This window comes from Azonexus sp., from assembly GCF_049652925.1.
In the GTDB taxonomy this organism is placed as follows: Bacteria; Pseudomonadota; Gammaproteobacteria; order Burkholderiales; family Rhodocyclaceae; genus Azonexus.
Window position 1 is genome coordinate 66,688 of record NZ_JBASFI010000017.1, and the last position, 20,810, is coordinate 87,497.

21 protein-coding genes are annotated in these 20,810 nt (G+C 61.6%); 6 read left to right on the forward strand and 15 right to left on the reverse strand.

Going from position 1 to position 20,810, the window contains the following annotated elements; translation table 11 throughout:
- Positions 1-70: 70 nt before the first annotated feature.
- Entirely contained in the window at positions 71-1,156 is a 1,086-nt protein-coding gene (gene prfA, locus WBK19_RS08630) for a peptide chain release factor 1 (RefSeq protein WP_511288806.1), read from the reverse strand.
- A 132-nt stretch (positions 1,157-1,288) separates the two neighbouring features.
- Here prfA and WBK19_RS08635 point away from each other — a divergent pair, with 132 nt between their 5' ends.
- On the forward strand, positions 1,289-2,983 hold the full coding sequence (locus tag WBK19_RS08635; RefSeq protein ID WP_511288808.1) for a GGDEF domain-containing response regulator: 1,695 nt from the start codon (positions 1,289-1,291) through the stop codon (positions 2,981-2,983).
- Here the strand turns inward: WBK19_RS08635 and hemA are convergent.
- The 5 genes from hemA to WBK19_RS08660 form a co-directional block, all read right to left on the reverse strand.
- On the reverse strand, positions 2,909-4,159 hold the full coding sequence (gene hemA, locus WBK19_RS08640) for a glutamyl-tRNA reductase (RefSeq protein WP_511288810.1): 1,251 nt from the start codon (positions 4,157-4,159) through the stop codon (positions 2,909-2,911). The genes WBK19_RS08635 and hemA overlap by 75 nt on opposite strands.
- 72 nt (positions 4,160-4,231) lie before the next feature.
- Entirely contained in the window at positions 4,232-5,299 is a 1,068-nt protein-coding gene (locus WBK19_RS08645; RefSeq protein WP_511288812.1) for a sulfate/molybdate ABC transporter ATP-binding protein, read from the reverse strand.
- On the reverse strand, positions 5,299-6,162 hold the full coding sequence (gene cysW / locus WBK19_RS08650) for a sulfate ABC transporter permease subunit CysW (protein WP_511288814.1): 864 nt from the start codon (positions 6,160-6,162) through the stop codon (positions 5,299-5,301). The genes WBK19_RS08645 and cysW overlap by 1 nt, the downstream gene beginning before the upstream one ends.
- Positions 6,159-7,034 (reverse strand): sulfate ABC transporter permease subunit CysT, encoded by an 876-nt coding sequence (gene cysT / locus WBK19_RS08655; protein ID WP_511288816.1) that lies wholly within the window; start codon positions 7,032-7,034, stop codon positions 6,159-6,161. The genes cysW and cysT overlap by 4 nt, the downstream gene beginning before the upstream one ends.
- 89 nt (positions 7,035-7,123) lie before the next feature.
- The gene (locus WBK19_RS08660) at positions 7,124-8,122 is read right to left on the reverse strand and encodes a sulfate ABC transporter substrate-binding protein (RefSeq protein ID WP_511288818.1); all 999 of its coding nucleotides are present in this window, start codon (positions 8,120-8,122) and stop codon (positions 7,124-7,126) included.
- A 191-nt stretch (positions 8,123-8,313) separates the two neighbouring features.
- Here WBK19_RS08660 and WBK19_RS08665 point away from each other — a divergent pair, with 191 nt between their 5' ends.
- Positions 8,314-8,907 carry an OmpA family protein gene (locus WBK19_RS08665; protein ID WP_511288820.1) on the forward strand — a complete coding sequence of 198 codons (594 nt, stop codon included), beginning with the start codon at positions 8,314-8,316 and terminating at the stop codon, positions 8,905-8,907.
- A 63-nt stretch (positions 8,908-8,970) separates the two neighbouring features.
- On the opposite strand, the gene WBK19_RS08670 is transcribed toward WBK19_RS08665, so the two are convergent.
- The 4 genes from WBK19_RS08670 to mltA all read right to left on the reverse strand — a co-directional run bounded on the left by WBK19_RS08670 (position 8,971) and on the right by mltA (position 13,127).
- On the reverse strand, positions 8,971-9,129 hold the full coding sequence (locus WBK19_RS08670) for a hypothetical protein (RefSeq protein WP_511288822.1): 159 nt from the start codon (positions 9,127-9,129) through the stop codon (positions 8,971-8,973).
- A 282-nt stretch (positions 9,130-9,411) separates the two neighbouring features.
- Positions 9,412-10,332: a hypothetical protein gene (locus WBK19_RS08675; RefSeq protein ID WP_511288823.1), complete on the reverse strand. Its 921-nt coding sequence runs from the start codon at positions 10,330-10,332 to the stop codon at positions 9,412-9,414.
- Positions 10,333-10,549: 217 nt separating this feature from the next.
- Entirely contained in the window at positions 10,550-11,752 is a 1,203-nt protein-coding gene (locus WBK19_RS08680) for an ammonium transporter (RefSeq protein ID WP_511288825.1), read from the reverse strand.
- A 160-nt stretch (positions 11,753-11,912) separates the two neighbouring features.
- Entirely contained in the window at positions 11,913-13,127 is a 1,215-nt protein-coding gene (mltA, locus tag WBK19_RS08685; protein WP_511288827.1) for a murein transglycosylase A, read from the reverse strand.
- A 46-nt stretch (positions 13,128-13,173) separates the two neighbouring features.
- Between mltA and WBK19_RS08690 the strand changes: the two genes are divergently transcribed.
- Both WBK19_RS08690 and WBK19_RS08695 read left to right on the forward strand, forming a co-directional pair.
- Positions 13,174-14,064 (forward strand): ATP-binding protein, encoded by an 891-nt coding sequence (locus WBK19_RS08690; RefSeq protein ID WP_511288829.1) that lies wholly within the window; start codon positions 13,174-13,176, stop codon positions 14,062-14,064.
- Positions 14,061-15,005, forward strand: a complete 945-nt coding sequence (locus WBK19_RS08695; RefSeq protein ID WP_511288831.1) for a Nudix family hydrolase — start codon at positions 14,061-14,063, stop codon at positions 15,003-15,005. Before WBK19_RS08690 ends, WBK19_RS08695 begins: the two co-directional genes overlap by 4 nt.
- A gap of 73 nt (positions 15,006-15,078) precedes the next feature.
- Here WBK19_RS08695 and WBK19_RS08700 read toward each other — a convergent pair whose 3' ends face one another.
- Genes WBK19_RS08700 through WBK19_RS08720 form a run of 5 tightly spaced genes read right to left on the reverse strand, consistent with a single transcriptional unit; the run spans position 15,079 to position 18,869 of the window.
- Positions 15,079-15,285, reverse strand: a complete 207-nt coding sequence (locus WBK19_RS08700; RefSeq protein ID WP_511288833.1) for a DNA gyrase inhibitor YacG — start codon at positions 15,283-15,285, stop codon at positions 15,079-15,081.
- Positions 15,285-16,043, reverse strand: coding sequence for a cell division protein ZapD (gene zapD, locus WBK19_RS08705; RefSeq protein WP_511288835.1), 759 nt, complete (start codon positions 16,041-16,043; stop codon positions 15,285-15,287). Before zapD ends, WBK19_RS08700 begins: the two co-directional genes overlap by 1 nt.
- A 60-nt stretch (positions 16,044-16,103) precedes the next feature.
- Positions 16,104-16,727: a dephospho-CoA kinase gene (gene coaE / locus WBK19_RS08710; RefSeq protein WP_511288837.1), complete on the reverse strand. Its 624-nt coding sequence runs from the start codon at positions 16,725-16,727 to the stop codon at positions 16,104-16,106.
- On the reverse strand, positions 16,724-17,500 hold the full coding sequence (locus WBK19_RS08715) for a hypothetical protein (protein WP_511288839.1): 777 nt from the start codon (positions 17,498-17,500) through the stop codon (positions 16,724-16,726). Before WBK19_RS08715 ends, coaE begins: the two co-directional genes overlap by 4 nt.
- Positions 17,501-17,504: 4 nt before the next feature.
- Positions 17,505-18,869 carry a TrpB-like pyridoxal phosphate-dependent enzyme gene (locus tag WBK19_RS08720; protein ID WP_511288841.1) on the reverse strand — a complete coding sequence of 455 codons (1,365 nt, stop codon included), beginning with the start codon at positions 18,867-18,869 and terminating at the stop codon, positions 17,505-17,507.
- A 167-nt stretch (positions 18,870-19,036) separates the two neighbouring features.
- Between WBK19_RS08720 and WBK19_RS08725 the strand changes: the two genes are divergently transcribed.
- Both WBK19_RS08725 and WBK19_RS08730 read left to right on the forward strand, forming a co-directional pair.
- A complete protein-coding gene (locus tag WBK19_RS08725) occupies positions 19,037-19,588 on the forward strand; it encodes a DOMON-like domain-containing protein (RefSeq protein ID WP_511288843.1) in 552 nt (183 codons plus the stop codon).
- Positions 19,585-20,802, forward strand: a complete 1,218-nt coding sequence (locus WBK19_RS08730) for an exo-beta-N-acetylmuramidase NamZ family protein (protein WP_511288845.1) — start codon at positions 19,585-19,587, stop codon at positions 20,800-20,802. Before WBK19_RS08725 ends, WBK19_RS08730 begins: the two co-directional genes overlap by 4 nt.
- Positions 20,803-20,810: the final 8 nt, after the last annotated feature.

A 20,810-nucleotide genomic window follows, 5' to 3' on the forward strand; every position in this document is an offset into this window, starting at 1 on the left:
ATTTTTTCGGTTGACCGTGGCAACCGGGTTTGACTGCCCAGTCATGCCGAAAAACTGCCGATCGTCAGGCTCAGCCGTTCGTTTCAGCCAACTCGGCCAGCAGGTCGGCCTGATGTTCGGCCGCCAGCGCGCCGAGCAGCTCGTCCATGTCGCCGTCCATGATCGCGGCGATTTTGTAGAGCGTCAGGTTGATGCGGTGATCGGTGATCCGGCCCTGCGGGAAGTTGTAGGTGCGGATGCGCTCGGAGCGGTCGCCGGAGCCGATCAGGCTTTTGCGGGTGCTCGAGATGTGGGCCTGCTGGGCGCGCACCTGGACGTCCTTGATGCGCGCCGCCAGCACCTTCATGGCCGAGGCCTTGTTGGCGTGTTGCGAGCGGCCATCCTGACATTCGGCAACGATGCCGGTCGGCAGGTGGGTGATGCGCACGGCAGAGTCGGTCTTGTTGATGTGCTGACCACCGGCGCCCGAGGCGCGGAAGGTATCGATGCGCAGGTCGGCCGGGTTGAGGTTCACGTCCTCGACCTCGTCAACCTCCGGCATCACGGCCACGGTGCATGCCGAGGTGTGGATGCGGCCCTGCGTTTCGGTTTCCGGCACGCGCTGGACACGATGACCGCCGGACTCGAACTTGAGCCGCGAATAGGCGCCACTGCCGGCCAGGCGGCAGATGATTTCGCGATAGCCGCCGAGTTCCGACTCGCTGGCCGACATGACTTCGACCTGCCAGCGCTGGCGTTCGGCGTAGCGCGAGTACATGCGGAACAGGTCGCCGGCGAACAGTGCCGACTCGTCGCCGCCGGTCCCGGCGCGGATTTCGAGCAGCACGCTGCGCTCGTCGTTGGGGTCCTTCGGCAGCAGCAACTTCTGCAACTCAATTTCGAGTTCGGGCAGACGCGCCTTGGCGCTGGCGATTTCCTCTTCGGCGAAGTCGCGCATTTCCGGATCGTCGCGCATTGCCTCGGCTTCAGCCAGATCGTTTTCAGCCTGACGGAAGGCATTGAACTGGACGATGACCGGCTCGATTTCGGAGCGCTCCCGCGACAGCTTGCGGAACTGATCCATGTCCCCGGCCGTACTCGGCGCCGACAACATGCGGTCGATTTCGTCGAGGCGATCGACCAGCAGTTCGAGTTTTTGGCGGATGCTCGATTTCATATCACAAGCCGGTCAGCAAATGGTTCAAGGGGGCGTAATGGTACCCGAGAACACCGTTCGTCGGCGATGGAAGGCAATTGCCACGGGCAGATTCGCCAAGCATAATCGTCCGATTCCGGATATCAACAATCGATGCCCCACATTCCTCATTCCCTTATCGCGCTGGCGGCAACCCTGGAGTCGCGCTGGGAAGACTATCGGGCCAAGGGCGACGTTGATCTTTTCGTCGAATTCACGCTGTCGCTCAACGGGCTGACCGAGCAGCTCAACCGTCGGCATCTGCCGGGGCTGGTCCGCGCCTGCCAGGAGTTGGAAAACACTGCACTGACCCTGTTCGGTGACAGTTCCATGCACCCCATCCCGCACGATCAGGCGAATGCGATCAGTCGGCAATTGATCATTATCCTGACCGAACTTCGCCGCCACGAAACGCCAGCCATCCCGACAAGGCGTCAGACTGACGACCTGACCGAGCGCGAAAATGCCTGCCAGCAACTGCGCCGGATTGTGATCGTATCGCGACCGAACCACCCGGCGACGAAAACGCTGAGCGAGCAACTGAGCTTTTTTGGCTTCACCCCTAGCCACTTTCGCTGGGGTGAAACACCGCGTTCCGACCAGCCGCCATTGGCCCTTCTGTTCATCCCGGAGCAGGAGGGGCGGGCTTATCCGCCCAATGCGATTGCCAGCATCATGGCCTTGCGGACCGAATTCCCGAGCAGTTATTTCTATTGCCTGTCCGTGCCGAGCAACCTGCAAAGTATCGTCCTGCTCCAGCGAGCCGGCGCCGATGCCTGTGTACCGCTTGGCGACACGGTCAGCGATGTCTTGTCACGCATTCTCGACCTGGCTCAGACGCGGGATCAGGAGACACATCGCGTGCTGATCGTCGAAGACTCGGCCACCGCCATCGCCCATGTTCGGCGTTCGTTATCCCAGCATGGCATCGACAGCCGGGCCATCAGCGACCCCCGGCTACTGCTCGAAGCGGCTGCCGAATACAAGCCCGACGCCATCCTGATGGACATGTACATGCCTTTCTGCAGCGGCGTCGAAGTCACCAGCGCCCTGCGCCAGGTTCCCGAATACCATTCGCTGCCGGTGATCTACCTGTCGAGCGAGAGCGACATTGCGCAGCAGGTTGAGGCCCTGCGCCTTGGCGGCGACCAGTTCCTGACCAAGCCGACCAATCCGATCATTCTCGCCGCGGTGGTCAAGACCAAGATCCAGCGCTACCGGGAAATGCTGCACTCGACCCGCCACGACAGCCTGACCGGCCTGCTCAATCACGCCACGGCCAAGGATCAGATCGAACGCATGATGCACGACGCCATGCCGGACGGTAGCCTGGTTGTCGCCATGATCGATATCGACCGTTTCAAATCGATCAATGACCGCTTCGGCCACCCGGTCGGCGACCAGGTCATCCGCAGCCTGTCCTGGCTACTGCGTGGCCGCCTGCGCAACACCGACCTGATCGGGCGCTACGGCGGCGAGGAGTTCATCGTTGCCCTGCCCGATACCGAACTGGAACGGGCCACCGCCCTGCTCGACCAGATACGCCAGGATTTCTCTGAGCTACCTCACGCGCATGCCCAAGGCTCGGTGCGTGCCACCTTCAGTTGCGGCATCGCCGCCCTGCCCTATTTCATCACCTCGTCGAGCATCATTCAGGCAGCCGATGCCGCCCTGCTTCAGGCCAAGCGCAGCGGCCGAAACTGCCTGCTCCGCGCCGAGCCGGAAAGCGGACTCTCAGTCACCAGCGTGGAGATGGAACAGTCGACTTACCGTGGCCTGCAATTCAGCCCGTTCGCCGTCGTTAGCTGAATTCAGCGCCTGCGTCGGGGCGTGCAGGAATTTGTTGGTCAGGCGCTGCGACAGGTGTTCGAGGACCTTTTCCGGTGCCTCACCCTTGGCCAGCAACTTTATCGCATGCTCCATCTCGTGGCGGCGCATGCGTTCGGCCGAATCGCGCAATGAGCGAATGACCGGCACCGTGTCGCGCGACGCCAGCCAACCCAGGAAATCCTGCACTCGGGTGGCAATGATCGCTTCGGCATCGACCACTGCCGCCTGCCGTGACTCCAGGCCACTTTCGACAACCTGCGCCAGGTCGTCGACGGTATACAGAAACACGTCGTCAAGCTGACCGACTTCTTCTTCGATATCACGCGGCACGGCGAGATCGACCATGAAGATCGGCCGGTGCCGGCGCGTCTTGATCGCCCGCTCAACCATGCCCAGGCCAATGATCGGCAAGGGGCTGCCGGTGCAGGAAACGACAATGTCGTGGGCGGCCAGATGCTCGCCCAGTTCGTCCAGGCGAATGGCCGTACCGCCGTATTGCTCAGCCAGGGCACGCGCCCGCTCGACCGTCCGGTTGGCGATGGTGACCTGCTTGGGTTTGCCAGCGCAGAAGTGGGCGGCGCACAGTTCGATCATTTCGCCGGCACCGATGAACAGGATGCGCTGGCCGGCAACCGATTCGAAAATGCGTTCGGCCAGATGGACGCCGGCGGCAGCCATCGAGACGATGTTGGCGCCGATGGCCGTCGTGCTGCGCACTTCCTTGGCGACTGAAAATGAGCGCTGGAAAAGCTTGTGCAACTGCGTGCCGAGCGTGCCGTTTTCTTCGGCCGCGCGCACCGCATCCTTCATCTGGCCGAGAATCTGCGGCTCACCGATGACCATCGAATCGAGGCCGCTGGCGACGCGAAAGGCGTGGCGGATGGCTTCTGGCTGGTCGTGGGTATAGATGTAGGGGGCAATTTCTTCGCGACTGACCTGGTGGTAGTGCGCCAGCCAGTCGATGACGACATCCGGAGATTCGGCCGAGCAGTAGATCTCGGTGCGGTTGCAGGTAGACAGAATCGCCACCTCGCGGACCGGCCGGTCGCGCGTCAGGTCGCCCAGGGCGTGGCCCAGTTTGTCGGCGCCAAACGCTACCCGCTCGCGGATGGCGAGCGGCGCGGAATGATGGTTGATGCCGAGGGTAAAAATCACCGGATAGGGCTGGCGCGCACGAAATGGGCGCTGATTATAGCATCCGCCCGTGACGCCCTTCCCCGATCTGGATCAGAACAAAAATGCCTGCTTTTCCGGCGCTGACCGTGGCAATGCATCGGCGCCGAACACCTTCATCTGGCGCGGCCGAAACCACACTGACTGGCCGGCCGCCAGTTGCAGCGTTTCATGCCGTTCGCGCGACAGCTCGACTTCGACGATTTCGCTACCGTGCAGCAGTTCGATACGAACCACCGGGCCGATTGGATGGACGTGCTGGACAGTGGCCTGCAAGCCTTCCTCGGCCGGTTGATGGGTGATGTCGATATCGTGCGGGCGGACAAAGGCGGTTGCCTTTTCAGCCGCTTCGCCGCGCTCGACCTCGGCGTAGGCGCCCTGCTGGCGGCTGTGAAAGACGTTCACGTTGCCGAGGAACTGGTAAACGAATGGCGAGGCCGGGCTGGAATAGACCTCGTCGGGCGAGCCGATCTGCTCGATCTTGCCGTGGTTCATGACGACGACGCGGTCGGCCACTTCCAGCGCTTCTTCCTGGTCGTGGGTGACGAAAACCGACGAGATGTGCATGTCGTCGTGCAGACGACGCAGCCAGCGGCGGAGTTCCTTACGCACTTTGGTGTCGAGGGCGCCGAACGGTTCGTCGAGCAGCAGCACCTTGGGTTCGACGGCCAGGGCGCGGGCCAGCGCGATACGCTGACGCTGGCCACCGGACAGTTGCGACGGGTAGCGGTCGGCCAGCCAGTCGAGCTGGACGAGACCAAGCAGTTCCATGACCCGGCGCTTGATGTCGGCGTCCGACGGCCTTTCCTTGCGCGGCTTGACGCGCAGACCGAAGGCGACGTTCTCGAATACCGTCATGTGGCGAAACAGCGCGTAGTGCTGGAAGACGAAACCGACATTGCGGTCACGAGCATGCAGGTGAGTGGCCTCGGCGCCGGAAAAGAGGATTTCACCCTGATCGGCGCTTTCCATGCCGGCGATGATGCGCAGCAGGGTCGTCTTGCCGCAGCCGGAGGGGCCGAGCAGGGCGACCAGTTCACCGGTCGGGATGTCGAGATTGATGTTGTCGAGCGCGACGAAATTGCCGAAGCGCTTGGAGATGTTGCGGATTTCGATACTCATCAGGTTTTCTCCGGTGCCAGCACCGCGTTCAGCATTTCGGTTTCTTTTTTCATCCGCCACTCGACGATAGTCTTGGCGACCAGCGTGACCAGGGCAAGCAGGGCGAGGATGGACGCGGCAGCGAAGGCGCCGATGGCGTTGTATTCGTTGTAGAGAATTTCAACGTGCAGCGGCAGCGTGTTGGTCTCGCCGCGGATGTGCCCGGAAACGACCGACACGGCGCCGAATTCGCCCATCGCCCGGGCATTCGACAGGATCACGCCATAAAGCAGGCCCCACTTGATGTTGGGCAAGGTCACGCGCCAGAACATCTGGAAGCCGGAAGCGCCGAGTGACACCGCCGCCTCTTCCTCGTCCTTGCCCTGCGCCTGCATGAGCGGGATCAGTTCGCGGGCGATGAAGGGAAAGGTAATGAACAGCGTAGCGAGGATCATCCCCGGCACGGCGAAGATGATCTTGATATCGTGTTCGGAGAGCCAGTTGCCGAAGGTTCCCTGCGAGCCGAAGAGCAAAATGAAGATCAGGCCGGCGACGACCGGGCTGACCGCGAAAGGCAGGTCGATCAGCGTGATGAGCAGGCTCTTGCCGCGAAACTCGAACTTGGCGATGGCCCAGGCAGCAGCGACGCCGAAGGCGATGTTGAAGGGCAACACGGCAAGCGCGATGCCTATGGTCAAACCGATTGCCGAGGCGGTTTCTGGCTCCTTGAGCGCTTCGAGATAGACCGGAATGCCCTGGGCCAGCGCTTCAACAAAGACGGCGACGAGCGGCAAGCCGAGGAAAAAGAACAGGAAGCCAAGGCCGACCGTCAGCAGCCCATAGCGGACCCAAGCCGGTTCCTGCGTGGCGCGCGTTGACTTCATGCCGCCACCCCGCTGGCCTTGGCCGCCGCCACTTCGAGTGGCTCGTTGTTCTTGTGGCGATTGGCCGTCCACCATTGCAGCAGATTGACACTGAGCAGCAGGATGAAGGACAGGCCGAGCATGACGACGGCCAGCGCCGTAGCGCCGAGTACGTCGTATTGCTCAAGCTTGGAAATGATGAGCAGGGGCGTGATTTCGGAAATCAGCGGCAGGTTGCCGGCGATGAAGATCACCGAGCCGTATTCGCCGACAGCACGGGCAAAAGCCAGCGCGAAGCCGGTGAGCAGGGCTGGGAAAATGGCCGGGAAAATGACTTTGACGAAGGTCTGCCAGCGAGAGGCGCCGAGCGAGGCGGCGGCCTCCTCGACTTCGGTTTCGATGTCCTCGATCACCGGCTGTAGCGTGCGCACGACAAAGGGTAGCGTGATGAAAGTCAGTGCAAAAACGATACCGAGCGGCGTGTAGGCGACCTTGATGCCGAGCGGTTCAAGATACTGGCCGAGCCAGCCATTGCCGGCATACAGCGTGGCCAGCGTGATGCCGGCGACGGCAGTCGGCAAGGCGAAAGGCAGATCGACCAGCGCATCGACAAAGCGCTTGCCGGGAAATGGGTAGCGCACGAGGACCCAGGCGACGATCAGGCCGAAAAAGGCGTTGATCGCGGCGGCCAGAAACGAAGCGCCGAAGGTGACGCGAAAGGCCGCCAGCGAGCGCTCGCCAAGGGCGATGTCGATAATCTGCCCGAAGCCGAGTTCGGAAGCCTTGAGGATCATGCCGCCGAGCGGTAGCAGGATCAGGATCGAGAGATAGACCAGCGTGTAGCCCAGCGCCAGGCCAAAGCCGGGCAACACGCGGTGAGTTTTTGCCGCCATGGATTTCAATTTTTGCCAAAATTTCCGGTTGACCGTGGGAACGGGCCGGACCGAAGTTCAAGCGGCCCGCCCAACGGTAGCGTTAGCGCTTACTTGGCAACGTAGATCTGGTCGAAGCTGCCGCCATCCTTGAAGTGCGTGGCGAAAGCCTTGTTGGCGCCACCGAAGACTTCATCGACGGTAAAGGTCTTCACGGCCGGGAAGGAAGCCGTGTACTTCTTGAGCAGTTCGGCATCCCGCGGCCGCAGGTAATTCTGCGCGGCATTTTCCTGACCGTCCTTTGACCACAGATATTCCAGATAAGCCTGGGCCTGCTTGCGCGTGCCCTTCTTGTCGACGACCTTCTCGACCAAAGCCACCGGGAAGTCAGTCTGCATCGTCAGGCTCGGATAGACCACCTCGAATTCGCCCTTGCCAAACTCCTTGGCGATCATTTCGGCTTCGGATTCGAAGGTGATCAGCACGTCGCCCATCTTGCGTTGCATGAAAGTCGTCGTCGCATCGCGGCCGCCGGCGGCGAACAACGGGGCGTTCTTCAACAGCTTGCCGAGGAACTCCTGGGCCCTGGCATCGTTGCCACCCGGCTGCCTGAGCGCCCAAGCCCACGCCGACAGATAGGTGTTGCGGCCGTTACCGGTGTTCTTCGGATGCGGAATGATCATCTGCACGCCCGGCCCGGCAACATCGGACCAGTCCTTGATCGCCTTCGGGTTGCCCTTGCGGACGATGAAAACCATTGTCGAGGTGTAAGGCGACGCATTGTTCGGGAATTTCTTCGCCCAGTCCTTGGCGACCAGTCCCTTGTCGGCCAGAAACTCGATGTCGTTGGCCTGGTTCATGGTCACCACATCGGCTTCCAGACCATCAGCGACAGCCCGCACCTGCTTGGTCGAACCGCCGTGCGACTGCTTCAGCTCGATGCTTTCGCCCGTCTTCGCCTTCCAGTATTTCTGGAACAAGGGGTTGTAATCCTTGTACACATCGCGGGCGACGTCGTAGGACGTATTGAGCAAGGTGGCGTCAGCCAGCGCGGCACTCGCCACCAGAGACAACAGAACGGAAACGATGGATTTGCGGAATTGGGTCATGGTTCACCTCGAAGGACAATGGAAGCGAATCTATCCGAGCCACTTATAACCACAAAGATGAAATGTGAATTTACTTATTCCAATGAGTAAATTGACCTTGCGCTCGTCATCCATCCATCCGCTGACAAGACTATTCGCCGACCATGCGAGGGGCTATGATTCGAGCTTCCTCACGCCGCCGAAAAAACAAGATGCGCGCTTCCCTGCCTATCGCTCTCCTCCTTTCCACAACGCTTACCGCCTGCGCCGCCTTCAAAAGCGAGATTCCGCCAAGCAAGCACATCTCGCAAAGCGGCCCGCTCAAGGTGCACCCCGGTCTGCTCGGCAAACCGGTGCCAGCCGAACTTCAGCCGGGCTCCAGCCTGCCCGCCGCCAGCCCCGCTCCGCTGACCGCGACCGCGAGTGCGGCGCCAGAAGCGCCAATGAAAATGGATCCGGTCGGCCTGCGCACCCAGCGCAGCGTCTATTTCGACCTCAACAACGCCACCGTCAAAGCCGACTACGACCCGGCGCTACGTGCCCACGCCAGCTATCTGGCCGAGCACCCCAAGGCGCGCGTGCGCATTGAAGGCAACGCGGACGAACGCGGCAGCGCTGCTTACAACCACCAACTGGGACTGAAGCGCGCCGAAAATGTGCGCGCCACGCTGGCCAGTCACGGCGCACGAAAAAAACAGATCACCATCAAAACGCTGGGCGCCAGCAACCCGAAAAAGACCGGCCACGACGAAGAGTCTTGGGCTGAAAATCGCCGCTCCGACGTCGTTTACGAGCGGGAAGAATAGTCCCGCCCCGATAAACAAAAAGGCCTCGCAATCTGGCGAGGCCTTTTTGTTTCACAAACCGTATTATTTTTGCGTTTCAGTCTCGGCCCGCACCGGCCGATAGGCCAGCCATTCCGAAAACGGAATCTCATCAACCCTCACCAGCCGCCTCTCCACGCTCTTGCGACGTTCACGCCAACCATCCGGCGGGCCGAATTCGCGGGCGCGGCGATCATCACCCATTCGTTTCTCATTCTTCACGACCATCGCACACCTCGCTTCGGCATCGTTTGGTAACTCGACTTCCCCGCTTCAGTTTCAGGATATGGCCAGGCGGAAAATCGGTCAGTGAAGAAAATCACAGCTGCAGACAAATACGGCCCGAACATGTCAGGCCGCTCTATTCCGGGGGGAAGGCAAACGATTGAGTCTCTCGGGTGCCAGAGGCATAAGTCATCGAACCGCCAAGCTCCCGCATCCCCCGCTTCTACCAGTGTAAAAGCCCAACCAAGCCCCTCCGGCCGCCTACTTGACCAGCAAGAACTCCCTGCTATCGACCCGTTTTGTATTCTGCAGGGTGGTCGTTCTGACAAACCGGACGTGGCTGGACAAGCCGGTATTGAGATCAATAGTTGCTTTCAGATTGTCCTTGATGCTCATCCCATTTAGCTGTTTCCTCATGTTCTCTTCGTCGGTTTTGCTCATCTTGCCTTGCGCCATCTGGGAAATGAGCTGAGCAACCGATTCTGCCTTGACTGACTGCAAGGTTTCCAACTGGAGAACGCTTTTGTTGCCAGGCTGCCTCGAAACAGTTGTTACGCCCGATGTCCTGAATGGAGCGCCACCAAAAGGATTGGCAATTTCTGACTCGAACTTGACCGGCACACTGGCATTTGGATCTGCCGTAGCACCGACAAAAAGAAGCGGCAAGTCCTTCAGCATTGCTCCCACGATGGCCTGCTTGGTACTGAACATCGCCTGCAACTGGTTTTTTACTTGCTCCGGCAGACCATTCTTGGCCGAGGCGGCCAGCTTGTCGATCAGCCCCTTGACTGCAAGCTGAACCTCCTCAAAATTTTGCAGATCCAGAATCTGGCCACGGTTATCCACGACGACCCGGAACTTGAGGGACTGCACGATTTCCTGAACATCATTCAAAAATCGCAGAGCCTCGGGGTTCTCCGCCGGCATGGCCAGTTCGCTCTTGCCATAGCCGAGTTCAAGCAGGAAAGCATCCTTGCTTGCCTTGAGAACCAGGAGAGAGACAGGCGTAGTCGCTTTGGATGCCTGCCTCCCCTTTGCTGAGTCGCTTGCTCGCTCGTTCACGGAAACCCAGTTGTATGTCGCGCCCTCCTGAAGTCTCAGACCTGGAACAACAGGCTCGGCATTAACCTGAGCGGCACAAAACACTGCGCAAGCGAGAACAACCTTGGCCAGATAGCGCATCTTGAAACTCCTCAACTCAAGCGGGAAGGCGTCGAATTTACCCCGAGCGACATGCCAATTGCAAATTGCAGCCCGCGCTGACGTCCCTTTGGTGGAGGCTATTCGCTCAAGGAATTGGCGCAAAAAAAAGATCGCCTTTTTTGGCGCGCCAATTAAAAAGGGAGCCTCTCGGCTCCCACCTGTCATTCCGACAGACTTAATTGTTTCCTATCAAAAATCACCAGTTCGGTTCGCGCTCCGGCGTAGCCGTAATTCGGTGAATACTGAGGTCAGCTCCCTCGTATTCCTCTTCCTGATCAAGGCGCAAACCCATGGTCGCCTTGAGGGTGCCATAGACCAGCGTGCCGCCAATCACCGCGACCACGATGGCCATTGCAGTCATGATCAATTGCGGCATGAAGGCTATGCCCCCCGCCCCGCCCAAAGCCTTGCTGCCAAAAATACCGGCCGCGATGCCGCCCCAGGCGCCACACATGCCGTGCAGCGGCCAGACACCGAGAACGTCGTCGATCTTCCAGCGGTTCTGCACCAAAGTGAACATCATCACGAACAGTCCGCCGGCCACGCCGCCGACAACCAGTGCACCAATCGGGTGCATCAGATCTGAACCGGCACAGACGGCAACCAAACCGGCCAGCGGGCCGTTGTGCAGGAAGCCCGGGTCATTCTTGCCGGCAACGAGAGCGACCAGCGTGCCACCGACCATCGCCATCAGCGAGTTGAGGGCGACCAGACCGGAAATCTTGTCGAGGGTCTGGGCGCTCATCACGTTGAAGCCAAACCAGCCGACCGTCAGAATCCAGGCGCCGAGCGCAAGGAAAGGAATGGATGAAGGCGGGTGCGCCGAAATCCGGCCGTCCTTGTTGTAGCGACCGTGGCGTGCACCGAGCAGGAGTACGGCGGGCAGTGCGATCCAGCCGCCCATGGCATGAACGACGACAGAGCCGGCAAAGTCGTGGAACTCCGCGCCAAAACTTGCCTTGAGCCAGACCTGGACGCCGAAGGCCTGATTCCAGGCAATACCTTCGAAGAAGGGATAGACGAAACCGACCAGCATGAAGGTGGCGATCAGCTGCGGGTTGAACTTGGCGCGTTCGGCGATACCGCCGGAAATGATGGCCGGGATTGCCGCTGCAAAGGTGAGCAGGAAGAAGAACTTGGTCAACTCGAAGCCGTTTTTCTCCATCAGCGTCTCGACGCCGCTGAAGAAATTCACGCCGTAGGCGATGCTGTAGCCGACGAAGAAGTAAGCCACGGTGGACACGCCAAAATCGCTGAGGATCTTGACCAGTGCGTTGACCTGATTCTTCTTGCGAACCGTGCCGACCTCAAGGAAGGCGAAGCCCGCATGCATAGCCAGCACCATGATGGCGCCGAGCAGGATGAACAACACATTGCTGCTGGATTGATACGCTTCCATGAACCCCCCTCAATCAAAGAATGGGAAGGCGAAAAGCAAGCACCATTCCAGTGCGCCAATAATGTTACAAATCAGTGCATTACCAAATGCCATAACAACTTATTTGCACCATTGGTGTGCAGATTAACAAGCCGTCGCTCGATAACGGTGCGTCGGCGCCTTATTTCGGGGCAAGCTCGACCGGCAATAGAACCCACAAGCGGCCACTCTGTTTCATTCGCCCGGCCTGCTCGCCGGCTTCCTTGCCGAAGCCCCAGAAGAAGTCGGCGCGCGCAGCCCCCTTGATTGCCCCGCCGGTATCCTGCGCCATGACCAGGCGGTTCATTGCCGTTGCCGTATTCGGCCGGGTGGTCGCCAGGAAGACCGGCGAACCGAGCGGCACCGAACGCGGATCGACGGCAATACTGCGCTCGGCAGTGAGCGGCACGCCCAGGGCGCCGATCGGGCCGTCCTGACTATTTGGCACTTCGCGGAAAAAGACATAGCTCGGGTTGGTATTGAGCAGATTGTCCAGGCGTGACGGATTGGCCCGTGCCCAGGCCTGAATGCCCTGCATCGATGCCTCTTCGAGCTTCAACTCACCGCGCTCGACCAGCGCCTTGCCGATGGACTGATAGGGATGCCCGTTCTGGTCGGCGTAGTTGAGCCGAACCATGCTGCCGTCGGCCAGCTTGACGCGGCCAGAACCCTGGACCTGCAGGAAGAAGAGTTCGACGGCATCGTCGACGTAGAGCAGGGGTTTTCCGGGCAGATTTTCACCACGCGCCACAATTTCGGCGCGCGACCAGTAGGGCACAACCTTGTTGCCCTCCAGCCGGCCGCGCACACGCTTGTCTTTCAGCTCGGGAAAGACGGCCGACAGGTCGATGGTCAGCAGGTCGTCTGGGACGCCACGCACCGGCTGCTCGTAGCCTTTGCGGCGCAAGCGGCTACCCTGCAACAGCGGCTCGTAGTAGCCGGTGATCATGCCGCTGGTGGCGCCATCACCGTTGGCAACGGCGTAGGGTTTCAGATGCTGCTCGAAGAAACGGCGTGGATCGTGGCCGGGCTTGCCATCAGCCGCCCGCGCCAGATCGCAGACGCGCTTCCAGCCGGCGCCATTCGGCTTGCTGCCGACACCGCGGCAGGACTGCAGGAAAGCTGGCCAGGCTGCGGCCACATCGTCAGCGGACCAGCCGGGCAGATCGCCCCAGCCAGCGGGCTGAAACGAGCGCGTAAATACCGGAGGGGTTGTCGAAGCGGCAGGCACCACGGCCGGGCAGACAGCACAGGCCGGGCACGGGGCGCAGGCGGCCGGGGCAACACTGGGCGGCACGGTAGAACAGCCGACCAGGATGGAGAGAAATAAAAGGGCTGCCGTTTGGATTTTTCGCATGGGTTTCGCTAGAGTTCGCAATTTGCCGCGAAGTATACCTGCCACCATGCCCAACACTCCCTCCCTGGAACGTCTGCTCGCCCGCACCGAAGCGGTACTGGCTCGCTTTGAAGCCTCCCTGCCGCCGCTCCAGCAAGCTCCTGACTGGCAGTCCGCCGTCGCTTTCCGCTGGCGCAAGAGCAACGGCCGGGGCTGGCTGCAGGCGGTGCGCCACCCGCACCCGATCCGCCTGTCCGATCTCGAGAACATCGACGACCAAAAGGAGCGCATCACCGCCAATACGCGCCAGTTCGTCGCCGGCAAGGCCGCCAACAACGTGCTGCTGACCGGCACCCGTGGCTCCGGCAAGTCATCGCTGGTCAAGGCTGTGCTCAACGAATATTCGGGCAAGGGTCTGCGCCTGATCGAAGTGGACAAGGAAGACCTGATTGATCTGGCAGACATCGTCGATCTTCTCGACGGTCGACCGGAAAAATTCATCATTTTTTGCGACGATCTTTCGTTCGAGGCTGGCGAGACGGCGTACAAGGCGCTCAAATCGGTGCTCGACGGCTCAATCGCCGCGCCGCCGGACAACGTCCTGATCTACGCCACGTCAAACCGCCGCCACCTGATGCCCGAATATTTTTCGGAAAACCTCGAAACGCATCGCGTCGACGACGAAATCCATCCTGGCGAAACCACCGAGGAAAAAATCTCGCTGTCCGAGCGCTTCGGCCTGTGGATTTCCTTCTACCCGTTCAGCCAGGACGACTATCTGGCCATCGCCAATCACTGGGCGCGCCAGCTTGGCGTGGCCGAAGAAGTCATTGCCGCCAGCGAACGCGAGGCGCTGAACTGGGCACTGAGCCGTGGTTCACGTTCCGGCCGCGTCGCCTGGCAGTTCGCCCGTGATCTGGCCGGACGCCAGAAGGCATCGCGAAAGAAATCCAAGTGAGCAAGATCGTCGAAGTCGCGGCCGCCGTCATGCTGCGCGCCGACGGCCGCGAATTCCTGCTCGCCCAGCGCCCGGAGGGCAAGGTTTACGCCGGCTACTGGGAATTTCCCGGCGGCAAGGTCGAGCCCGGCGAAAGTGTCCGCGACGCGCTCATTCGCGAGTTGCAGGAAGAACTCGGCATCACCGTCACCGCCTGCTCGCCGTGGCTGACCCGGCAATTCACCTACCCGCACGCCACAGTGCGCCTGAACTTCTGGCGGGTCACGGAGTGGGGCGGTGAAATCGGCATCACGGCCCCGCTCGAACACTCAGCCGTCGAATGGCAACGAATGGGCGAAGCAGCCACCGTCGCCCCCATCCTGCCGGCCAATGACCCCATTCTGAAAGCCCTGTCGCTGCCGACGACGATGGCAATCACCAATGCCGAGACGGAAGGCACCGAGCGCCAGCTGGAACGGCTGGAAGAGGCCCTCAAGGCCGGGCTGCGGCTGATACAGGTGCGCGACAAGGGTTGGGCTCCGGCGCAGCGCCTGTGGCTGGCCGAAGCCGTTTGCCGACTGGCACATAGCCATGGCGCTCTGGTCGTCATCAATGACGACGAAGACATCGCCCGCCAGGTCGGCGCCGATGGCATCCATCTATCGTCGGCCAAACTGGCCGCCTGCGCGCAGCGCCCCGACTTCACGTGGGTTGGCGCCTCCTGCCACAACGCAGCAGAAATTACCCGGGCCGACGAGCTTGGCCTCGACTACGCGCTGCTCAGCCCGGTGCTGGCGACGCCCAGCCATCCCGACGTCTCCGGTCTGGGCTGGCCGGAATTTGCCAGACAGGTGGCGGGCAACACACTACCGGTGCTGGCTTTGGGCGGCATGAAGCCCGACATGCTGGCGGAAGCGCAAGAGCGCGGAGCCCATGGCATTGCACTGATGCGCGGCTGGTAGTTCCTGCCTCCAGGGCCTTTCAATTTTGGGCAAAATTTCCGGTTGACCGTGGAAGGTCGCCGGATGGCCGAAATCAGCGCGTCGGCTGATCCGGAAAGTCGAGGCCGGGCGTCCCGGCCTCTTCATCGCTGACCGCACCGCCGATGCGATAGGAATCGCTGGCCCAGCAACCGAGGTCGATCTGTTTGCAACGTTCGGAACAGAACGGGCGCCACGGATTTTCCGGGGCCCAGATGGCGTCTTCGCCGCATTGCGGACAGCGGACCTTGCGCACGGCCATTACAGATTACAAAAAGTCAGGTCGAAGGGAACGTCGCGTTCGCAGCTACGCGACTTGAGTTCACCGGCCGGCGGCTTGGTGAAACGGATGTTCAGAAAATATTTGTTGGCGCTGACTTCGGGAATTGCCTGCTCGTCGACGCTGACTGTAACGCGCACCATCTGCGCGGCGGACCCGCCGAGATTGAGCTGAAACTGGCCATTGGTCGCCGAGTAGCTTTTCGGCCGACCGCTTGAGCGCAGCAGGCGCAAAACGATGGCCGCTGCATCGCGCAAGGGCAGCATCGGCTTGGTCCAACCCTCCAGCGCGCTGCGCCGGACATCGGCCGGGCGATGCAGCCACCAGTGGTAGGACGGCAGGTCGAATTCGCAGACGCCGCCGGGAATGGCAGCCCGGCTCTTGATGCTCATGAGCCAGTCGTTTTCACGCAGGTATTGACCGATCTTGCCAGTCATGCCGAGCAGCGCGGCCGACGACTGCTCGATTTCGTAGAGGGCGCCGGACAGCGCTTCTTCGGAAATTTCCGGGTTGTTGCGGAAGGCGAGCAGCGTTTGACGCTGCCGTTCGAGTTCCTGGATGAGGTCCATCTTGAGGTCGGCACGACCAGCCACCTCAAGGATTTCGAACAGGGAAAGCAGCGCCGCGTGGTGCTCGAGGGCGCCTTCTTCCTGTGCGAAATACGCCGTTTTTTCGAACAAATCTTCCAGACGCAGCAGCGTGCGGATGCGTTCATTAAACGGGTATTCGTAGGTGATCACGCGGCCGGTGTCCGAGAAAACGGAAAATTTTGTTTATTCTGAGCCATTTGCATTCAAATCTCAACAGCTTGCTTTAAGTTTTTCAGCCAAAAGTGCTAGATATTTCGCATGCTGCATTTTGACCTGTTCAACAATTTTCTCCCGATCGGAATCATTGACCACAACATCGTCGGCCACGGCCAGCCGTTGCTGGCGCGTTGCCTGCGCCGCCATGATCGCTTTGACCTCTTCTGCCGAGAGCCCGTTCCGTGTCATGACACGCTCTATTTGCAGGCTTTCCGGGCAATCGACGACGAGGATTCGGTCGCAGCGTTGGCGGTAATTTCCCGACTCAACCAGGAGCGGCACGGCAAGAATGACATAGGGTTCGGTCGCCGCCTGGCAGCGTTCGGCCGATATCTGGCGAATCAGCGGATGCAGGATGCCTTCAAGCCGGCTTCTCGCCGATGGATCGGCGAAGGCCAACTGGCGCATCGCCACCCGGTCGAGCGCGCCATCGGTCGTCAGGATTTCCGGGCCGAATTCTGCCGTCAGTGCCGGCATGGCTGCGCCGCCAGTCAGCGTCAGTTCGCGGGCGATCGCGTCGGAATCGACCAAGCCCGCCCCCTGCTCGACGAACAGGTCGGCAACGGTGCTTTTGCCACTGCCGATTCCGCCGGTCAGGCCGACGACGTATTGGCTCATTTACAGGCCAGCGTGTCGGCCTTGGGCAGAAGGCGGCCAACGGCGCCGATCAGCTCGACCTTGTCGCCAACCGGCCCGCGCGCCTGCAGCGTAACCAGGCTGTCCTTGCCCGGACGCGGCGCGACCTGCGCCGAGCGGACCCCTTTGGCTTTCAACTCGGCCAGCTTGTCCTGCCCGCCTTTTTCGGAGGAGAACACGCCGAGCGAAATAGCGTTGCGATTGAGCTCATCCTGAACGATAAAGAACTCCGTCACGCCGAGTTCGCGCAATTCCGTCGACTTCCTTTCGGCTTCGGCCTTGGTAGGCTGCGGCGGAATGAACACCCACCAGCCACTGCCTTCCGAGGCGACGACTTTCCGGGTCACCTTGTAATCGCCAAAACGCTTGGCCAGCAGTACTGACAGACGGTCGGCATCGACCAGCGGCAAGGGACGCCAGGTCAGACAAACCTGTGGTTTGTCGACCACTTCGGCCGCGCCAGCGACTTGCGCTTTTTCCGCCTTGGCTTCCGGGGCCGGTTCAGGCAAGTTCGGCGCGGGCCCCTCGGCATTCCCCGGGGTTTCCGCAGCCGGGACGACTGCCGGAGCGACTGGCTCGGGTTTAACGAGCGGCGCCCCCGGCGCCTCGCCGCGCGAGACGATGCGCATGCGCTCGGGCAGGACCTGCTGCTCGACGCGCCCGGCATCCGGATTGTCCGGTCGCCCGAAGTAGCCTTCGCTGAAGGCGTAGAACAGCAGGTTGGCGAGAACGAGCAGGAAGACGAGGGCTTTCACGGATTCAGCCTACCTTGGGCAAGTGTTTCAACGATTCGGCGATGGCCGCTTCCGGGTAATCGTAGTCTTCGAGTTTGCCGGAGAAGTACTTGTCGTAGGACGCCATGTCGAAGTGACCATGGCCGGTCAGGCTGAACAGGATGGTCTTCGCTTCGCCGGTGATCTTGCACTTGAGCGCCTCGTCGATGGCGGCGCGGATGGCGTGGCAGGACTCCGGCGCCGGGATGATGCCTTCAGCCCGGGCGAACTGGACGCCAGCTTCGAAGGTTGCCACCTGCGGCACGGCCAGCGCCTCGATCTGCCCTTCGTGGAGCAGCTGCGAAACGAGCGGCGAATCGCCGTGGTAGCGCAGGCCGCCGGCGTGGATGCCGGGGGGCATGAAGTCGTGGCCGAGGGTGTACATCTTCATGATCGGCGTGTACCCGGAGACGTCGCCGTAGTCGTAGGCGTAGTGGCCCTTGGTCAGCGTCGGGCAGGAAGTCGGCTCAACCGCAACGCAACGCAGATTGGTGGCGCGCTTGTCGCCAGCCGCCTTGTCGGCGAGGAAGGGGAAGGCGATGCCGCCGAAACTCGAACCACCGCCGCAGGGCCCGAAAATCACGTCCGGATAGAGGCCGATCTTATCGAACTGCTTCTTGGCTTCAAGGCCGATAACCGACTGGTGCAGCAGCACGTGGTTGAGCACGGAGCCGAGCGTGTAGCAGGTGCCGGGATCGGCCGCAGCTTCTTCAACGGCTTCCGAAATGGCCAGGCCGAGCGAGCCCTGGTTGTCGGGGTCGGCGGCCAGCGCAGCACGGCCGGCGTTGGTCAGGTTGCTCGGGCTGGCGAAGACTTCGGCGCCCCAGGTCTGCATCATCGAACGGCGGAAAGGCTTCTGCTCGTAGCTGACCTTGACCATGAAGACGCGCACCGGCAGGCCGAACATCTGGCCGGCAAAGGCGATCGACGAGCCCCACTGGCCGGCGCCGGTTTCGGTGGTCAGCCGCTTGGTGCCGGCGATCTTGTTGAAATAGGCCTGCGGCACGGCCGAATTCGGCTTGTGCGAACCGGCCGGCGAGACGCCTTCGTATTTGTAGAAAATCTTGGCTGGCGTGCCGAGCGCCTGTTCGAGACGCAGGGCCCGGCAGAGCGGGGCGGGACGCCAAAGCGCGTAGATCTGGCGGACTTCTTCGGGAATGGCGATCCAGCGCTCAGCCGACATTTCCTGTTCGAGAATCGGGCCGGGGAAAATCGCGCCCATCGCTTCCGGCGGCACCGGGTTGCCATCGGGACCGAGTGGCGGCGCCGGCGGATTGACCATATCGGCAACCACGTTGTACCAGTGAGTCGGAATGTCTTCTTGTTCTAGGTTGATACGCAGCGGCGTCACTTTTCTCTCCCGGAAAGTGTTTTCTGAAAGCCGGTAACTTACTCCAAAAGCATTCGTCGACCAAGGGTGCGCCTTGATTTTGGCCGTTTTTTCCGGTTGACCGTAACATCGTCTGAAACAAGCAGTTAAAGTACGGCCTGCCGACCATTTTGCCTCTCGCTCCCGCCTTGTCTGCCCCGAAAACTGCCCTCCTGCTCAGCCACCCGGCCGCCGCCTGCGCGCTGTCGTGCGGCATTGAAGTCGCCGCCACGACAACAGACGATTGCGGACTGATCCTGGGCTATCGCATCACTTGTCCGATCACCGGCATCCGCCTTCCGGCGCTACAACCAGCCGGCCCGGCCGACTGCCTGTGGCAGCACACCTGCTGCGAAGCCTTCGTGATGGAAGACGGCGTCTGCTATCGCGAATTCAATTTCTCGCCCTCCGGCCAGTGGGCGGCCTATCGTTTCACCGGCTACCGGGAACGCGACGAAGCCTTCGCCCCCAAGGCCAAGCCGCAACTCAGTTTCACCCCGCTGACCGATGGTTTCGAACTGCGCGCCATGATCCCCTCCGCCCTGCTGCCGCCCGGCAAGGCGCTGCAACTCGGCCTCACCGCCATCATCGAAGCTGCCGACGGCAGCAAAAGCTACTGGGCACTGGCGCATTGCGCCGCCCAGCCCGATTTCCACGTCCGTCAGAGCTTTGCCTTGACCCTGAAGCGAAACACGCCATGACCCAGACCGTCCTCTTCGGCATCGACCGCCTGATCGCCGACCCCGCCCTGCGCCGCCCGCTGGCCGGCCGACGCATCGCCCTGCTCGCCCACCCGGCCTCGGTCACCGCCGACCTGAGGCACTCGCTCGACGCCCTGGCCGCCCTGCCCGATATCAAACTGAGCGCCGCCTTCGGCCCGCAGCACGGCCTGCGCGGCGACAAGCAGGACAACATGGTCGAGTCACCCGACTTCCTCGACCCGCAGCTCGGCATCCCGATTTTCAGCCTGTACGGCGAAGTGCGCCGGCCGACCGACGCCATGATGGACACTTTCGACGTCCTGCTCGTCGATCTGCAGGACCTCGGCTGCCGCATCTACACCTTCATCACGACGCTACGCTACGTGCTGGAAGCTGCCGCCAAACATGGCAAAACGGTCTGGGTGCTCGACCGCCCCAACCCGGCTGGCCGCCCGGTCGAAGGCCTGACCCTGCGCCAAGGCTGGGAAAGCTTCGTCGGCGCCGGCCCGATGCCGATGCGCCACGGCCTGACCATGGGCGAACTCGGCCACTGGTTCATCGCCACGCTCAAGCTCGACGTCGATTATCGCGTCATCGAAATGCATGGCTGGCAACCCGACGCCGCCCCCGGCTACGGCTGGCCACTCGGCGAACGGACCTGGATCAACCCCAGCCCCAACGCCCCCAACCTGTGGATGGCCCGTGCCTACGCCGGCACCGTCATGCTCGAGGGTGCCACCTTGAGCGAAGGACGTGGCACAACCCGCCCGCTCGAACTGTTCGGCGCGCCGGACATCGACGCCCGCGCCGCGCTGGCCGAAATGCAAGCCTTCGCCCCGCACTGGCTGGCCGGCTGCAAGCTGCGCGAATGCTGGTTCGAGCCGACTTTCCACAAGCACGCCGGGAAGCTCAATCACGGCATCCAGATCCATTGCGAAGGCCCGTACTACGACCACGCCGCCTTCAAACCCTGGCGCATCCAGGCCCTCGCCTTCAAGGCCATCCGCCGCCTTTACCCGGACTACCCGCTGTGGCGCGACTTTGCCTACGAGTACGAACACGACCGGCTGGCCATCGATCTCATCAACGGCTCGCCACTGCTGCGCGAATGGGTCGATGACCCGGCCACACTGGCCGACGATCTCGACCGCCTGACCTGCCCCAACGAAGCGGCATGGACGGAAGAAAGCCGGAAATTTCTTCTCTACCGTTAGATAGGAGT

Coding starts and splice junctions, on each gene's coding strand:
- prfA (WP_511288806.1), bottom strand. CDS start 1,156: ATGAAATCGAGCATCCGCCAAAAACTCGAACTGCTGGTCGATCGCCTC.
- WBK19_RS08635 (WP_511288808.1), top strand. CDS start 1,289: ATGCCCCACATTCCTCATTCCCTTATCGCGCTGGCGGCAACCCTGGAG.
- WBK19_RS08645 (WP_511288812.1), bottom strand. CDS start 5,299: ATGAGTATCGAAATCCGCAACATCTCCAAGCGCTTCGGCAATTTCGTC.
- cysW (WP_511288814.1), bottom strand. CDS start 6,162: ATGAAGTCAACGCGCGCCACGCAGGAACCGGCTTGGGTCCGCTATGGG.
- cysT (WP_511288816.1), bottom strand. CDS start 7,034: ATGGCGGCAAAAACTCACCGCGTGTTGCCCGGCTTTGGCCTGGCGCTG.
- WBK19_RS08660 (WP_511288818.1), bottom strand. CDS start 8,122: ATGACCCAATTCCGCAAATCCATCGTTTCCGTTCTGTTGTCTCTGGTG.
- WBK19_RS08665 (WP_511288820.1), top strand. CDS start 8,314: ATGCGCGCTTCCCTGCCTATCGCTCTCCTCCTTTCCACAACGCTTACC.
- WBK19_RS08670 (WP_511288822.1), bottom strand. CDS start 9,129: ATGGGTGATGATCGCCGCGCCCGCGAATTCGGCCCGCCGGATGGTTGG.
- WBK19_RS08675 (WP_511288823.1), bottom strand. CDS start 10,332: ATGCGCTATCTGGCCAAGGTTGTTCTCGCTTGCGCAGTGTTTTGTGCC.
- WBK19_RS08680 (WP_511288825.1), bottom strand. CDS start 11,752: ATGGAAGCGTATCAATCCAGCAGCAATGTGTTGTTCATCCTGCTCGGC.
- mltA (WP_511288827.1), bottom strand. CDS start 13,127: ATGCGAAAAATCCAAACGGCAGCCCTTTTATTTCTCTCCATCCTGGTC.
- WBK19_RS08690 (WP_511288829.1), top strand. CDS start 13,174: ATGCCCAACACTCCCTCCCTGGAACGTCTGCTCGCCCGCACCGAAGCG.
- WBK19_RS08700 (WP_511288833.1), bottom strand. CDS start 15,285: ATGGCCGTGCGCAAGGTCCGCTGTCCGCAATGCGGCGAAGACGCCATC.
- coaE (WP_511288837.1), bottom strand. CDS start 16,727: ATGAGCCAATACGTCGTCGGCCTGACCGGCGGAATCGGCAGTGGCAAA.
- WBK19_RS08730 (WP_511288845.1), top strand. CDS start 19,585: ATGACCCAGACCGTCCTCTTCGGCATCGACCGCCTGATCGCCGACCCC.